Below are 14,454 nucleotides of genomic sequence, written 5' to 3' on the forward strand. Positions count from 1 at the left end.
TATGCAACGAGCCTAATCGGCCTTCGCAGCGCCCTGCTCCTCGGGCTCCGACGCACGCGGCTGTTCGCGCCCGATCGAGCGCAGGCTGCGGTCGAGCACCGTGATGAGGAGGAAGACGATCGAGATGCCGATGACCACCCACCCGAGCACGTGCAGTCCCCCGGTGGTCGCTCGCTCTCCGTACACGTTGCCGTAGACGACGGAGGCGACGATCGCGCCCAGGTAGAAGAACGTCCGCAGCAGACCGGCGGAGGAGGCGATCCGCTCGGGCTCCGCCTGGTGGTAAAGCGTGTTCTGGATGGCCAGGTTGTTGAGCCCCTGCGGGATGCCGAGCACCAGCATCGTGACGACGAGGTACCAGATGGGCGTCGCCCCGGTCATGAACAGCACCAGAATGCCCGCCGCGAGCTGGGCGATGGAGCCGATGAGCAGCTTGCCGAGCACCTCCGGTCGCCGTCCGAATGCGAGGGCGACGGCGATCCCGGCGGCGAAGACGGGCAGCAGCACGAGGCCCGCGGCGGTCGGGTCGAGCGCGCGCCCGTTCTCGAGCCACTGGGTGAAGCCGTAGACGAACGTGTACGAGATGGTCGCGGTCAGCAGCGAGCGCGTGTAGGTGAGCAGCAGCGGCCCGTTGCCGCCGAGCACCCGCAAGTCGATGAAGGGCGAGTCGACCCGCAGCTCCCGCCACACCAGTGCGGCCCCGGCGACCAGCGCCACCGGGACGAGCCACAGCGTCCCGAGCGCGATGTTCTGCAGGAAGACCAGCAGCGCCAGCATGGCCACCGCGAAGAACAGGATGCCCAGACCGTCAATGCGCGGACGCTGGTCGCGCGGCGGCTCCAGCCCGGTCCGTCGCGGGAGGAAGATCGCACCGAGGACGACGCTGGCGATGCCGAGCGGCAGGTTCACCGCGAAGGTGGCACGCCATCCCCACGCCCCGATGAGCAGGCCACCGAGCGTCGGGCCGACGACCGCGACCGTCTGGGTCGTCACCGAGAGGACGGTGAGGATGACCGCCGGCGAGGCGACGCCCGTCCGCTTACCCTCCGCACGGATGAGGTGCATGGCCGCGGGGTAGCCGGCGCACGTCCCGAGCCCGAGCACGACGCGGGCGGCGACGAGCCACCACACGCTCTCGGGTGACTCCGGGATGAGGAGGCCGATGGCCCCGGCGACCGCGACCAGCGCCCCACCGGCGAGGTACAGCCGCTTCACCCCGAAGATGTCGACGAGCCGGCCGACCAGCGGCTGCCCGATCGCGGTAGCGAGGTAGAGGGCGGAGACGAGCCACACGGTCTCGGACGCCGGGGCCCCGAGGGCGATGCCGATCGGCGCCAGTGCGACGGCGATGATCGCCGTGTTGATCGGGTTCAGGATGGCGCCCACCATCATGGGCGCGAGCAGCCGGCGGTCGAAGCGGCCGGCCGGTGCGGGCTTCAGGGCCATCAGTCGAGGATCCGTTCCAGCACGGAGGTGGCTGCAGCGAGCGTCATCAGCTCGGCCTGGGACACCTGCTCGGCGAGCGCCTGCTCCAGCCACGCGACGCCCGCCTCGCGCTGACCGGCGATCTGCGCCCATCCCGCCTCGGTCAGGTCGACGATCTGGCGGCGGCCGTCGTTCGGGTCCTGGCTGCGGGTGACGAATCCGAGCCCTTCGAGCGCCTCGACGATCGCGGCCATCGACTGCGGGCGCACGCGTTCGGCGAGCGCGAGGGCGCTGACGGTGGAGACGCCGCCCTTGCCCAGCCGCGAGAGCGCGGACGCCTGGGACGGCGTGATGTCGTCGTTCGTCGTCTCGCGGAGCTTGCGAAGCAGCCGGGCGAGCACGGCGCGGAGGTCGACGGCGGTCTGCCGCGGGGTGACGTCGGGGTGCACGTTGGTCATATAGACAGTCTAGACTGCACAGTTGTAACTGTCGAGATTCCGAAAGGACGCCCTCATGACCTCCGCTCTCCTCCTCTGCGACTTCCAGAACGGCATCGCCGGTCGCCCCGGGATGGAGGGAGCCGTCGAGGCCGCCGCCCGCGCCCTCGACACAGCCCGCTCCCGCGGCATCCCGGTGGTGTTCGTGCGCGTCGCGTTCCGACCCGGCTACCCCGAAGTGGCCGCCTCCAACCAATCCTTCGGAGCCCGCACGGCGTCCGCCGGCGACGCGATGCACCTCGACAGCCCGTACACGCAGATCATCGACGCGCTGGCGCCCCGCGCGGACGAACCGGTCGTCGTGAAGAAGCGGATCTCGGCCTTCGCGGGCAGCGACCTCGACGTGCTGCTGCGCGGCCTCGGAGCCGACGAGCTGGTGATCGGCGGCATCGCCACCAGCGGCGTCGTGCTGTCGACCGTGCGCCAGGCCGCCGACCTCGACCTCCGCCTCACCGTGCTGGCCGACGCGTGCGCCGATGCCGACCCCGAGGTGCACCGGGTGCTCACCGAGAAGGTGTTCCCGCGGCAGGCGACCGTCGCGACGGTCGACGAGTGGATCGGGTAGCTCCGTCGTTCTGCTGGCGAATCCGGGTTTTCCAAAACCTTTGACACCCGTTCGAGGGTGGAATTAGGTGGGTCGCGCAACAAATCCACTACCGATACGAAGGAGTATCCGCGTGACCTCTCGCCTCAGAAGCGGCCTGATCGCCGCCGCCGTGCTCGGCGCCGGCGCCGTCATCCTCGCCCAGGGAGCTGCATTCGCCGCCCCGCCCGCCACGCCTCCCGGGCACCAGCCGCACGTCCCCGCGGACTCGCTCCGCGCGCTCGGGGACGGCGTCGGCCTGCGGATCGGGACCGCCGTCAACACCGACGAGCTCGCATCCAACGCCGCCTACCGCGACATCACCGCGAACCAGTTCTCGACCGTGACGCCCGAGAACGCCATGAAGTGGGAGAGCGTCGAGCCCTCTCAGGGCGTCTACAACTGGGGGCCGGCCGACCAGCTCGTCGCCTTCGCCCAGCAGAACGGGCAGCTCGTCCGCGGGCACACGCTCGTGTGGCACAACCAGCTCCCCGCGTGGCTGAACGCCGCCCTCCCCTCGATGAGCACGGAGCAGGTGCGCGCCCTGCTCAAGAAGCACATCCAGGATGAGGTCACCCACTTCAAGGGCAAGATCTGGCAGTGGGATGTCGTCAACGAGGCGTTCAACGACGACGGCACCCCGCGCGACACGATTTGGCTGCAGAAGCTCGGCCCGGGTTACATCGCCGACGCGTTCCGATGGGCGCACGAGGCCGACCCGAAGGCGCTCCTCTTCTACAACGACTACAACATCGAGTTCACCGGGCCGAAGAGCAACGCGGTCTACAGCCTGGTGCAGCAGCTGCAGAAGCAGCGCGTCCCGATCGACGGGGTCGGCTTCCAGACGCACCTCGACACCCAGTACGGGCTCCCCGACCTGAAGGCGAACCTGCAGCGCTTCGCCGCGCTCGGCCTCAAGGTCGCCGAGACCGAGGTGGATGTGCGAACGACGCTGCCCGTGACTCCGGTCGAGCAGACGGCGCAGGTCGGGGCCTACGTGTCCACCCTGCAGGCCTGCCTCGCGGTGCGTGCCTGCATCTCGTACACGATCTGGGGCTTTGGCGACGCGTACTCGTGGGTCCCGTCGACCTTCCCCGGTGAGGGCGCCGCGCTGATCTACGACGAGAACCTGCAGCCCAAGCCGCAGTACTACGCACTGCAGGACACGCTCGCCCTGGCGTCCGGCGCCCCCGGCCACACCGGCCCGCGGCGCTGACCCCCACGATTCGGGCCGAATGCGCGCTGCTCCTCACGAATGGCGCGCAGTCGGCACGAATGCCCCTCTGCCGCGGCCGCCGCGAGAACGCATGCATTACTAGCCTGGCTAGCGATAGGCTGTGGCCGGGGCGAGCAGAGGGAGAACCGCACGATGGCGCAGCTCACAGCGATCCAGGACCGACTGCGGGCGCTGCTCGCCGACGAGCGCGGGCTCGAGCAGCTGCTCGAGCCGCAGCCGTCGTGGTACCCCGTCCTGCTCCGCCAGCTCGAGCTCGCCGTCGGCGACCAGCGGATCATCTACCTCGGCGCCGCAGCGGCCTCCGGCCTGTCGACCGTGACGCTTCGCGTCGGCGTCTTCACCGACCGCATCGTGGTGGCGGCCGAGGTCATCGATGACGGGACGCCGGGCGCGCAGGTCGTCACCCGCGTCGAGAGCCGGGCCGGGCTGCTCCGTTTCGAGCTCTCCGGCGGGTCGGAGGCGGACAACGCCGAGGAGACCTCCTGGTCGGGAGGCTTCCGCATTCGCGCCTTCTATCAGTCCGGCCTCACCGTGACGGTCCCGGCCAACATCGTGGACACCGAGGCCAAGCGGGTGTCGGTCCGCGCCGTGCTCGACGGCATCCGCGCCGACCTGCAGGCGCGCCCCGGCGACCCGCCGACGACGTGGGAAGACCCGGCATGATCTCTTCGGCCGTCTACCTGAGCTATCGAGACGCGCCGGCCGCGATCGCGTGGCTGGAGGCGCTCGGCTTCGACGTGATCCAGCGACACGATGCCGCCGACGGCTTCGTCACACACAGCGAGCTGCGCCTCGCGGACACCGTCGTGATGCTGGGGACGGACACGGTCGCGGTCGAGCCTCCCCTCGTCGGCGCCTCGACCGGCGTCGGCACCTACCTCGTCACGCCGGACGTCGACGGGATGTTCGCCCGCGCCGTCGCGGCCGGGGCGACCGTCGTGTTCCCGCCCGAGGACACGGACTGGGGCACCCGTCGCGCGCGGGTGCTCGACCCCGGCGGCCGGGAGTGGAGCTTCGGCTCGTACCGCCCCGGCGAACAGTGGTCGCCGAGTTAGTCAGCCAGCTTACTTTCTCGTAGGATGGGGCTGTGAGCCGACCTCGACACCGCATCCGCACCTCCCTCGTCGCAGTTGTCGGCGTCCTCGCCCTGGTCGTCATCGGCTTCCTCGCGTGGGCCTCGACACCGATGATGGGCGACCGGACCGCCGCCCTCGAAGCGTGGCGCGACCCGGCGGTGAGCATCCACGACGCCGGCGACGCCGTGGTGATGGAGCCGACCGGGCACGCGTCCGGGCAGGGGCTGGTCTTCGTGCCGGGCGCGCTCGTCGACCCGTACGCCTACCTCTACAAGCTCTCGGGCGCCGTGGCGGAGACCGGGCTGACCGTGGTCATCACCAAGCCGACCCTCAACCTGGCCTTCTTCGACCAGCGGCCGCTGAGCACATTCACTGCGCACGCACCCGGCGTCGACGAGTGGTACGTCGGTGGTCACTCCCTCGGCGGGGTGCGCGCCTGCCAGCTCGCGGATGACCCGCAGGTGACGGGCCTCATCCTGTTCGGCTCGTACTGCGCGAACGACGTCTCGGAGACGAAGCTCCGGGTGCTGTCGATCGGCGGCAGCCGTGACGGGCTGAGCACGCCCGCGAAGATCGCCGCGGCGCGGCACCTGCTGCCGGCGGACTCCGAGCTCGTCGAGATCGACGGGATGAACCACGGCCAGTTCGGGGACTACGGCCCGCAGTCCGGCGACGGCGTCGCGACCATCGACGACCAGACCGCGCGCGAGCGGCTGACGGAGCCGCTGGCGGCGTTCCTGTAGGACACCCGGCACAACGACGAACCGGCCGTGCAGCGATCGCTGCACGGCCGGTTCGTCGAGGGAATCGGTTACTTCGCCGGGGGCATCAGCACCGAGTCGATGAGGTACACGGTCGCGTTGGCGGTGTGCACGCCGCCGCAGATCACGTTCGCGTCGTTCACCTTGAGGCTGTCGCCGGAGCCGCTGACGGTCACGTCGGAGCCCTCCACGGTCTTGTGGGTGCCCACGATGTCCTTCGGCGAGAGCTGGCCGGGGACGACGTGGTAGGTGAGGACCGAGGTCAGCGTCGCCGCGCCTGCGTCGGTCTTCAGCGTGTCGATGGTGGCCGGATCGATCTTCTTGAAGGCGTCGTCGACCGGAGCGAACACGGTGAACTGACCGCCGTTGAGGGTGTCGACCAGATTCACCTTCGGGTTCAGCTTGCCGGAGACGGCGGCGACCAGGGTGGTCAGCAGCGGGTTGTTGCTCGCTGCGGTGGCCACCGGGTCCTCGGCCATGCCGGAGACCGAGCCGGCGCCAGAGGGGACGGCCTTGGCGTAGTCGGCGCAGCCGGGGCCGACGAGGTCGGCGGCCGGGTCCATCGACGCCGAGGCGGACGGGGTCGATGACTTCATCGGCGCGCTGGTGTCGCTGGACGCGGTGCCGGCTCCCGAGGAGCAGGCCGTGAGGGCGAGGGCCGCGGCGGCCAGGATTCCGGCTGCGGCGAGACGGGCGGTGGATCGCATGTTCTCTTCTCCTTCGAGGGGTGGTGCCGTTCGTGAGACCTCCTCAGCGGGCGGTCATCTGGGGTTCGGGGCACCGGGGGAAACGGATTGGATGCAATCCGCGACGGGTCGTCGCCACGAATAGGGGGCATGACGAGAACGAGGATCGGCACGGTCGCCCTGGCGGCGCTGGCGGGGGTCGTGAGCGGCGGCGTGTTCCTGGCCGCGGCCGAACTGGTCGCGCTCGTCGCGGCCCGGGAGGCGGGGCCCATCCTCGCGGTCGGCTCCTTCGTGATCGACATCGTCCCGCGACCGGCGAAGGAACTCGCCATCCAGCTCTTCGGGTCGAACGACAAGCTGTTCCTGCTCGCCTCGCTGGGCGTCGCGGTCCTCGTCGCGTCGGCGGTGGCCGGCGTCCTCGAGCTGTGGCGGCGCTGGGTAGGCGTCGCCCTGTTCGCCGTCGCCGGGATCGCCGCTGTGGTGGCCACCGTCACCCGCGCGGGAGCGAGCCCGCTCGCATTCCTGCCGTCGGCCGTCGGCGCGGTCGCGGGCGCGGCCGTGCTGCACCTGCTCGTCGCGCGACTGCACCGCTGGCGCGACCGGGCCGCCGAGGACGCCGAGCGCGGGGTCGATCGCCGCCGCTTCCTCCTCTTCACCGGCGTCGCCGCCGTCGGAGCCGTCGTCGCGGGCGTCGGCTCGCGTCTCGGATCGGCCGCCACGTCGTCCATCGCCGCGATCCGCGCGGCCGTCAAGCTGCCCGCCCCCGCCTCGCGCGTGCGGATCCCCGCGGGAGCCGACCTGAAGGTGCCGGGCCTCTCGCCGCTGTTCACCCCCAACCGGGACTTCTACCGCGTCGACACCGCCCTCACCGTCCCCTCGGTCGACCCGGCCGCCTGGCGGCTCACGATCGACGGGATGGTCGAGAAGCGCATCCAACTCGGCTTCCAGGACCTGCTCGACATGGGCCTGGACGAGTACGCGGTGACGCTGACGTGCGTCTCCAACGAGGTCGGCGGCAACCTCATCGGCAACGCCCGCTGGCTGGGCGTGCGCGTCCGCGATGTGCTCGCGCTCGCGCGGCCGCGGTCCGGCGCCGACATGGTGCTGTCCCGCAGCGTCGACGGGTTCACCGCGAGCACCCCGTTGGACGCCCTGACGGACGCGAACCGGGATGCGATCCTCGCCGTCGGCATGAACGGCGAGCCGCTGCCGCTCGAGCACGGCTTCCCGGTGCGGATGGTGGTGCCGGGACTGTACGGGTACGTCTCGGCGACCAAGTGGCTGACCGAGTTGAAGGTGACCACCTTCGCCGCCGACCAGGCCTACTGGACGCCCCGCGGCTACAGCGCGAAGGCGCCGATCAAGCTCTCGAGCCGCATCGACACTCCGCGGGTCGACAAGACCGTGAGCGCCGGCCCCACGAAGATCGCCGGTGTGGCGTGGGCGCAGACCGTGGGCATCCGGAAGGTCGAGGTGCGGATCGACGGCGGCGAATGGCAGGAGGCGCAGCTGTCGAACCCGATCAACGCCGACACGTGGGTGCAGTGGTCCCTGGACTGGGACGCGACCGCGGGCGGGCACACGCTCGCCGTGCGCGCGACCGACAGCGCCGGCCGGCTGCAGGAGGAGAAGCGGGCGCCGATCGCGCCGAACGGGTCGACCGGCTGGCAGCAGACGTTCGTGCGCGTCGTCTGACCCGGGCGTACCCACGGCCCTCCCATCCGCGCCCGGTACGGTCGTCGCCATGACGGGAACGACCTACGCCGCAACCGCCGCACCGGAAGACCTCGGGGGATCGCCGGCCTCGCCTCGCGAGTGATGACCGCGCTCGGCGAGTTCGGGGTGGGCGTGTGCGCGCTGGCGGAGGTGGTGTTCCCGCCGATCCCGAGCGAGGTCATCCTGCCGTTCGCCGGGTTCCTGGCGTACCAGGGCTCGATGAACGTCGTGCTGGTGCTGCTCGCGGCGACCCTGGGCAGCTTCGCCGGGGCCGTCATCCTCTACCTCCTGGGACGCCGGCTCGGCGAGGAGCGTGCCGTGCGGCTGCTCGCGCGCCTGCCGCTCGTGGACGAGTCCGACTTCCGCTCGTCGGCGGAGTGGCTGCGCCGCCACGGCCGCGGCGCCGTGTTCTTCGGCCGGCTGGTGCCGCTGGTCCGCAGCCTGATCTCACTGCCCGCGGGCGCGACCCGGATGCCGTTCGGCCGGTTCGCGCTGTTCACGCTGGCCGGCACGCTGCTGTGGAACGCGCTGCTGGTCGGCGCCGGGTTCGCCCTCGGGACGCAGTACCACCTCGTCGAGCGGTACACGGAGTACCTCGACGTGGTCATCTACGCCGCCGTCGGGCTGACGCTCGCGTGGCTGGTCGTGCGGCGCATCCGGCGGGTCCGCGCGTCCCGCCGCGCTCAGGAGAGCGGCGAGACGGACTGAGGCCTGGCCGCAACCGGGGTCAGTCCTCCATGAGCTCCCGTACCTCGGTCGTCCGCTGCCCCGGGTTGTCGCCGGTGTTGACCGTGCCCTGGCGCTCGACCATGACCACCAGGGCCTCCGTGTCGGCGCGCGGGCAGTGCTCGACGCCCGCGGGCACGACGTAGACGTCGTTCGGACCGAGCTCAACGTCCCCGTCCCGGAGTTGCAGCGTCAAGTGGCGGTCGACCACCAGGAACAGCTCGTCGCTGTCGGGGTGCGAGTGCCAGACGAACTCGCCGCGCAGACGGGCGATCTTCACATCCTGGTCATTGACGCTGACGAGACGGTGAGGCTGCCAGGGATCGGGGATGCGGTCGAAGGCGGCGAGGATGTTCCGGACGGGTGCGCTCATGTCGCCAGCCTAGGGCGCTGTCGGCGGCCGGTGGTTGTATGGGGGCGTGCTCCTCGACGCGCTCGTGACGACGGCCGAGACCGTCGCGTCCACCCGGTCCCGCCTGGCGAAGGTGGATGCGCTCGCCGCGCTGCTCGCTCAGCTGGAGCCCGACGAGATCGCACCCGCGGTGGGCTTCCTCGTCGGCAAGGCGCGGCAGGGACGGGTCGGCGTCGGCTGGCGCGGGCTCAGCGGCGCGATGGGCGATCCTGCCCCCGAGCCGACGCTCACGGTGGACGACCTGGATGCGCTGCTCGACCGGCTCGCCGCGCTCTCCGGCGCCGGGTCCGCGACCGAGCGGAACCGGGTGCTCCGCGAGTTCACCGCGCGGGCGACGGAGCGCGAGCAGGACTTCATCGCCCGCGTGCTCCTCGGCGAGATGCGCACCGGGGCGCTCGAGGGCGTCCTCATGGATGCGATCGCCCGCGCGTCCGACCGCGGCGGCGAGTCCGTGCGCCGGGCGGCGATGCTGTCCGGCGACCTCGGCGAGACCGCGCGGCTCGCCCTCACGGGTACGGCGGAGGAGCTTGACGCGGTCGGCCTGCAGGTGGGGCGGCCGGTGCTGCCGATGCTCGCCGCCTCCGCGCCGACCCCGACGGAGGCGCTCGCCACGACCGGCGAGGCATCGGTCGAGTACAAGCTGGACGGCGCCCGCATCCAGGTGCACCGGCACGGGGACGACGTGCGCGTCTTCACCCGCAATCTGGCCGACATCACGCATCGCCTGCCGGAGGTGGTCGAGGTGGTCCGGCGGCTGCCGGTGCGGGATGTGATCCTCGACGGCGAGACGCTGTCGCTCGACGAGGAGGGCGCGCCCCGGCCGTTCCAGGAGACGATGAGCCGCTTCGGCGCGGAAGCCGCGCGGGAGACCATGTTGCATCCCTGGTTCTTCGACGTGCTGCACGTCGACGGCCGCGACCTGCTGGACGAGCCGCTGTCCGTCCGGCTGGCCGAGCTGGAGCGGGTCGCGGGCGAGCACCGCATCCCGGGCGAGGTCACGGCCGACCCCGCGGTCGCCGAGCGCGTGTCCGAGGCGGCGCTGGCAGCCGGGCAGGAGGGCGTCGTCGTCAAGGCGATCGACTCCCCGTACGCGGCCGGCCGGCGCGGATCGAGCTGGGTCAAGGTGAAGCCCGTGCACACCTACGACCTCGTCGTGCTGGCGGTGGAGTGGGGATCGGGCCGGCGGCAGGGGCTGCTGTCCAACATCCACCTCGGCGCCCGCGACCCCGAGGGCGCATACGGCGAGCCGGGCGGGTTCGTCATGGTCGGCAAGACGTTCAAAGGCCTCACCGACAAGCTGCTCGCCTGGCAGACCGAGCACTTCCAGGAGATCGAGGTGCGCCGGACGGCCGGGACGGTCTGGGTCGCGCCCACGACTGTGGCCGAGATCGCGATCGACGGCGTCCAGCGCTCGAGCCGGTACCCGGGAGGCATCGCGCTGCGCTTCGCACGCGTCAAGCGCTACCGCGACGACAAGGACCCCGGCGAGGCCGACACCATCGAGACGCTCCGCGGACTGCTGCGGGAGTAGCGGGCGCCGGCCCGTCGTACGATGACCGCATGACGACCTCCTCCCCCGCGTGGGGCATCCTGGGCACGGGCGGCATCGCCGGCGCCATGACGCGCGACCTGCAGCTCGACGGGCATACCGTCACGGCGGTCGGCTCCCGCAGTCCCGAGTCCGGGGCCCGCTTCGCCGCGGCGCACGGCATTCCGCGCTCCCACGGCAGCTACGAGGAGCTCGTGGCCGACCCGGATGTCGACGTCGTCTACATCGCCACCCCGCATCCGCAGCACGCGCCGAACGCCCTGCTCGCCCTCGCGGCCGGCAAGCACGTGCTCGTCGAGAAGCCGTTCACGATGGACCAGGCCGAGGCGCAGGCGATCGCCGACGCGGCCGCCGCGAACGGCCTCGTCGCGCTCGAGGCGATGTGGACGCGGTGGCTGCCGCACATGGAGCGACTGCAGGAGATCGTGAGCGACGGCACGCTCGGCGAGCTCCGCTCCGTCGTCGCCCACCACGACCAGCGCACCAACCCCGACCCCGAGGGCCGCATGCTGAACAAGGCCCTCGGCGGCGGCGCGCTGCTCGATCTCGGGATCTACCCGGTCTCGTTCGCGTGGGACGTGCTCGGCGCCCCGGACGAGGTGCTCGCCCTCTCGACGCCGACCGCGACCGGCGTCGACCGGCAGACGTCCATCCTCCTCGGCTACGCGAGCGGCGCCCAGGCGGCGCTGACCACCACCCTGGATGCGGCAGGCGACAACAGCGCGACCGTGCTCGGCACCGATGCCCGCGTCGAGCTCGACGCCACCTTCTACGCGCCCACGACGTTCCGCGTCGTCGACCCCGCCGGCCGCGTCCTCGAGACCTACGAGTCCCACATCGAGGGGCGGGGCATGCAGTACCAGGCCCGCGCGATCGAACGCCTGATCGCGGCCGGCGGCGGAGAGGATGCGCGGCTGCCGCTGTCGCAGTCGGTGGCGATCATGGGCACGCTCGACACCATCCGGGAGCGCATCGGACTGGTGTACTGATCCGCTGCCCTTCCGCCCGCCCGACGCCCGGCGTTAGAGTGCGGCTAGGGCCCTGGCCCAGCGGGAAGGAGCGTCGAGGATGACCGATCTGACCGGGCGGAGGGCGCTCGTCACCGGCGGCGCGAGCGGCATCGGGCTGGCGTGCGCCGAGGTGTTCGCGGAGGCCGGCGCGCACGTCACCATCGCAGACCTCAACGGCGACGCGGCGCGGGACGTGGCCGAGCGGCTCCGCGGGGACGCCTGGGAGGTGGACCTGTCGAAGACCGTCGAGCTCGCGCAGGCGGCGGTCGACACCGACATCCTGGTCAACAACGCGGGCATCCAGACGGTGCGGCCGATCCAGGAGTTCGAGCCGGAGACCTTCGCCCTGATGCTGCGGATCATGGTCGAGGCGCCGTTCCTCCTCATCCGCGCGGCGCTGCCCGGGATGTACGAGCGCGGTTTCGGACGGATCATCAATATCTCCAGCGTCCACGGGCTGCGCGCCAGCGAGTACAAGTCGGCCTACGTGACCGCGAAGCACGCGCTCGAAGGCCTCTCGAAGACGACCGCCCTGGAGGGCGGCCCGCACGGCGTCACCTCCAACTGCATCAACCCCGGATACGTGCGCACGCCGCTGGTCGAGAAGCAGATCGCCGACCAGGCGCGGCTGCACGGCATCCCGGAGGAGGACGTGGTCGAGAAGGTGATGCTCACCGAGGCCGCGATCAAGCGGCTGGTGGAGCCCGCCGAAGTCGGCAGCCTCGCGCTGTGGCTGGCCGGAGACGACGCGGGGATGGTCACCGGCGCGAGCTACACGATGGACGGCGGCTGGAGCGCCCGGTGACCGCGCCTGTCCCGTTCGCCGCTCCGGTCGACGGCGGTGAGCTGGCCGGCGGAGTCTGGAACCCGGACGCCCCCGGCACGCCGCTCCTCGCGATCCACGGCATCACGGCGAACCATCTCGCCTGGGCGCGGGTCGCGGCCGCCCTGCCGGGCACGCGGGTCATCGCGCCGGATCTGCGCGGCCGCGGCCGCAGCGGCGACCTTCCCGGTCCGTTCACGCTGAACCACCTCGCCGACGACGTGGCCCGGGCGCTGGATGCGCTCGACGTGCCGCGGGCGGCCGTGGCGGGTCACAGCATGGGCGGCTTCGTCGCGGTGCGCTTCGCCGAGCGCCACCCGGACCGAACGGAGAGACTGGCGCTCATCGACGGCGGCCTGCCGCTGCCCTGGCCGTCCGACATCCCCGCCGACCAGGTCCCTGCTGCCGTCCTCGGCCCCGCGGTCGAACGGCTTCGGCGCACCTTCGCGTCGCCGGACGCCTACGAGGAGTTCTGGCGTCAGCATCCCGCGATCGGACCCTGGTGGAACGACACCTTCGCCGACTACGTCGCCTACGACCTGGTCGGCGAGGCGCCCGCCCTGCGGTCGAGCGTCAGCGAGGCGGCCGTGTCGGTGAACGCGCTGGAGCTGTATGGCGGGAACGGCTACGCGGAGGCGTTGGCCGGGCTGCGGCTCCCGATCGCTTTCGTGCGGGCGCCCCGCGGCCTGCTCGACGGCCCTCCTCTCTATCCGCTGGAGGTCGTGGCGGAATGGCGGGAGCGGCTGCCCGGGATGAGCGTGAGCGAGGCCGACGACGTCAACCACTACACGATCCTGATGACCGATGACGGGCTCCGGCAGATCCTGCCGGTGCTCGACCGCTCCATCCCCCACCCGAACGCCCACCCGAAGGAGACACCCGCATGACCGGAACGCTGCTGCCGGGCATCGACGCCCGCGCCGTCCGCACCGACCGCTACACCGCCAATGTGCTGGAGCGCCCCGCCGACGGCGAAGCTCTGCAGACCGTGCTGTTCGTCCACGGCAACGTCTCGTCGTCGCTGTTCTGGCAGCCGCTGATGCTGTCGTTGCCCGCCGGCATCCGCGCGCTCGCGGTCGACCTGCGCGGTTTCGGCGACAGCGAGGTGCTCCCGGTGGATGCGACCCGCGGCGTCCGCGACTTCTCCGACGATGTCGCGGCCGTCGCCGACGAGCTCGGGCTCGGTGCCGCGCACATCGTGGGGTGGAGCCTCGGCGGCGGCGTGGTGATGCAGCTGCTCCTCGACCGGCCCGACCTCGTGAGCAGCCTGACGCTGGTCTCCCCGGTCTCGCCGTACGGCTTCGGCGGCACGGCGCTGGACGGCTCCCTGCTGAACGCGGACGCCTCCGGCACCGGAGGCGGCGGCGCGAACCCGGATTTCGTGGCCCGGCTCGCTGCCGGCGACACCGGCGAGGAGTCGCCAACGTCGCCCCGTGCGGTCTACCGGTCGTCGTACGTCGCCCCCGGTTTCGAGTCGGAGTACGAGGACCTGTGGGTGGAGTCGATGCTGTCCACGGCCACCGGCCCCGACAACTACCCCGGCGACGCCGCCGCCTCGGAGCACTGGCCCGGCTTCGGGCCCGGCACCCGCGGCATCCTGAACACGCTCGCCCCGACCCACTTCGACACCTCCGGCATCGCGGACGCGCCGGCCAAGCCGCCGATCCTGTGGCTGCACGGCGACGTGGATGCGATCGTCGGCGACGCATCCTTCTTCGACCTCAACCAACTCGGCGCGGCGGGCGTCATCCCGGGCTGGCCGGGAGAGGAGGTGGCGCCCCCGCAGCCGATGCTGGCGCAGACCCGCGCCGTGCTCGACCGCTACGCCGCGAACGGCGGCCGGACGCGCGAGGTCGTCTTCGAGAACTGCGGCCACTCGGCCCACATCGAGAAGCCCGAGGAGTTCCGGGCGGAGCTGCTCGCGTGGATCAGGTGAGCCGCGCCATCGAGTGG

Annotated in this window: 16 protein-coding genes; 12 read left to right on the top strand and 4 right to left on the bottom strand. The window is 71.7% G+C overall.

Features of this window, described 5'->3' with window-relative positions; all coding sequences use genetic code 11:
• Positions 1 to 12 precede the first annotated feature (12 nt).
• A complete protein-coding gene (locus A0130_08540) occupies positions 13 to 1,446 on the bottom strand; it encodes an MFS transporter (GenBank protein ID ANF31710.1) in 1,434 nt (477 codons plus the stop codon).
• Positions 1,446 to 1,883, bottom strand: a complete 438-nt coding sequence (locus A0130_08545) for a hypothetical protein (protein ID ANF31711.1) — start codon at positions 1,881 to 1,883, stop codon at positions 1,446 to 1,448. The genes A0130_08540 and A0130_08545 overlap by 1 nt, the downstream gene beginning before the upstream one ends.
• Before the next feature lie 55 nt (positions 1,884 to 1,938).
• Here A0130_08545 and A0130_08550 point away from each other — a divergent pair, with 55 nt between their 5' ends.
• The 5 genes from A0130_08550 (at position 1,939) to A0130_08570 (ending at position 5,561) form a co-directional block, all read left to right on the top strand.
• On the top strand, positions 1,939 to 2,487 hold the full coding sequence (locus tag A0130_08550; GenBank protein ID ANF31712.1) for an isochorismatase: 549 nt from the start codon (positions 1,939 to 1,941) through the stop codon (positions 2,485 to 2,487).
• Between the two features lie 106 nt (positions 2,488 to 2,593).
• On the top strand, positions 2,594 to 3,721 hold the full coding sequence (locus tag A0130_08555) for a 1,4-beta-xylanase (protein ANF33357.1): 1,128 nt from the start codon (positions 2,594 to 2,596) through the stop codon (positions 3,719 to 3,721).
• A 153-nt stretch (positions 3,722 to 3,874) separates the two neighbouring features.
• The gene (locus tag A0130_08560; GenBank protein ID ANF31713.1) at positions 3,875 to 4,405 is read left to right on the top strand and encodes a hypothetical protein; all 531 of its coding nucleotides are present in this window, start codon (positions 3,875 to 3,877) and stop codon (positions 4,403 to 4,405) included.
• Positions 4,402 to 4,797, top strand: a complete 396-nt coding sequence (locus A0130_08565; protein ANF31714.1) for a bleomycin resistance protein — start codon at positions 4,402 to 4,404, stop codon at positions 4,795 to 4,797. The genes A0130_08560 and A0130_08565 overlap by 4 nt, the downstream gene beginning before the upstream one ends.
• 32 nt (positions 4,798 to 4,829) lie before the next feature.
• The gene (locus A0130_08570) at positions 4,830 to 5,561 is read left to right on the top strand and encodes a hydrolase (protein ID ANF31715.1); all 732 of its coding nucleotides are present in this window, start codon (positions 4,830 to 4,832) and stop codon (positions 5,559 to 5,561) included.
• A gap of 68 nt (positions 5,562 to 5,629) precedes the next feature.
• Here the strand turns inward: A0130_08570 and A0130_08575 are convergent, their stop codons facing one another.
• Positions 5,630 to 6,286: a fasciclin gene (locus A0130_08575; GenBank protein ANF31716.1), complete on the bottom strand. Its 657-nt coding sequence runs from the start codon at positions 6,284 to 6,286 to the stop codon at positions 5,630 to 5,632.
• 129 nt (positions 6,287 to 6,415) lie between these two features.
• Between A0130_08575 and A0130_08580 the strand changes: the two genes are divergently transcribed.
• Together A0130_08580 and A0130_08585 are read left to right on the top strand one after the other, a co-directional pair.
• Entirely contained in the window at positions 6,416 to 7,960 is a 1,545-nt protein-coding gene (locus A0130_08580) for an oxidoreductase (protein ID ANF31717.1), read from the top strand.
• A gap of 99 nt (positions 7,961 to 8,059) precedes the next feature.
• Positions 8,060 to 8,689, top strand: a complete 630-nt coding sequence (locus A0130_08585; protein ANF31718.1) for an alanine dehydrogenase — start codon at positions 8,060 to 8,062, stop codon at positions 8,687 to 8,689.
• A 19-nt stretch (positions 8,690 to 8,708) separates the two neighbouring features.
• On the opposite strand, the gene A0130_08590 is transcribed toward A0130_08585, so the two are convergent.
• Positions 8,709 to 9,080, bottom strand: a complete 372-nt coding sequence (locus tag A0130_08590) for a cupin (protein ID ANF31719.1) — start codon at positions 9,078 to 9,080, stop codon at positions 8,709 to 8,711.
• A gap of 46 nt (positions 9,081 to 9,126) precedes the next feature.
• On the opposite strand from A0130_08590, the gene A0130_08595 reads away from it, so the two are divergent.
• The 5 genes from A0130_08595 (at position 9,127) to A0130_08615 (ending at position 14,437) form a co-directional block, all read left to right on the top strand.
• Positions 9,127 to 10,650: a DNA ligase gene (locus A0130_08595; protein ANF31720.1), complete on the top strand. Its 1,524-nt coding sequence runs from the start codon at positions 9,127 to 9,129 to the stop codon at positions 10,648 to 10,650.
• Positions 10,651 to 10,679: 29 nt separating this feature from the next.
• Positions 10,680 to 11,657 (top strand): oxidoreductase, encoded by a 978-nt coding sequence (locus tag A0130_08600; protein ANF31721.1) that lies wholly within the window; start codon positions 10,680 to 10,682, stop codon positions 11,655 to 11,657.
• Between the two features lie 79 nt (positions 11,658 to 11,736).
• On the top strand, positions 11,737 to 12,483 hold the full coding sequence (locus tag A0130_08605) for a 3-hydroxybutyrate dehydrogenase (protein ID ANF31722.1): 747 nt from the start codon (positions 11,737 to 11,739) through the stop codon (positions 12,481 to 12,483).
• Entirely contained in the window at positions 12,468 to 13,388 is a 921-nt protein-coding gene (locus A0130_08610; GenBank protein ID ANF33358.1) for a hypothetical protein, read from the top strand. Before A0130_08605 ends, A0130_08610 begins: the two co-directional genes overlap by 16 nt.
• On the top strand, positions 13,385 to 14,437 hold the full coding sequence (locus A0130_08615; GenBank protein ID ANF31723.1) for an alpha/beta hydrolase: 1,053 nt from the start codon (positions 13,385 to 13,387) through the stop codon (positions 14,435 to 14,437). Before A0130_08610 ends, A0130_08615 begins: the two co-directional genes overlap by 4 nt.
• Positions 14,438 to 14,454: the final 17 nt, after the last annotated feature.

Source organism: Leifsonia xyli (genome assembly GCA_001647635.1).
GTDB classification, from domain to species: Bacteria; Actinomycetota; Actinomycetes; order Actinomycetales; family Microbacteriaceae; genus Leifsonia; species Leifsonia xyli_A.

Bases quoted from the DNA above. Each gene is read 5' to 3' on its own strand.
- A0130_08540 (ANF31710.1), bottom strand. From the start codon at position 1,446: ATGGCCCTGAAGCCCGCACCGGCCGGCCGCTTCGACCGCCGGCTGCTC.
- A0130_08545 (ANF31711.1), bottom strand. From the start codon at position 1,883: ATGACCAACGTGCACCCCGACGTCACCCCGCGGCAGACCGCCGTCGAC.
- A0130_08550 (ANF31712.1), top strand. From the start codon at position 1,939: ATGACCTCCGCTCTCCTCCTCTGCGACTTCCAGAACGGCATCGCCGGT.
- A0130_08560 (ANF31713.1), top strand. From the start codon at position 3,875: ATGGCGCAGCTCACAGCGATCCAGGACCGACTGCGGGCGCTGCTCGCC.
- A0130_08565 (ANF31714.1), top strand. From the start codon at position 4,402: ATGATCTCTTCGGCCGTCTACCTGAGCTATCGAGACGCGCCGGCCGCG.
- A0130_08575 (ANF31716.1), bottom strand. From the start codon at position 6,286: ATGCGATCCACCGCCCGTCTCGCCGCAGCCGGAATCCTGGCCGCCGCG.
- A0130_08580 (ANF31717.1), top strand. From the start codon at position 6,416: ATGACGAGAACGAGGATCGGCACGGTCGCCCTGGCGGCGCTGGCGGGG.
- A0130_08590 (ANF31719.1), bottom strand. From the start codon at position 9,080: ATGAGCGCACCCGTCCGGAACATCCTCGCCGCCTTCGACCGCATCCCC.
- A0130_08600 (ANF31721.1), top strand. From the start codon at position 10,680: ATGACGACCTCCTCCCCCGCGTGGGGCATCCTGGGCACGGGCGGCATC.
- A0130_08605 (ANF31722.1), top strand. From the start codon at position 11,737: ATGACCGATCTGACCGGGCGGAGGGCGCTCGTCACCGGCGGCGCGAGC.
- A0130_08615 (ANF31723.1), top strand. From the start codon at position 13,385: ATGACCGGAACGCTGCTGCCGGGCATCGACGCCCGCGCCGTCCGCACC.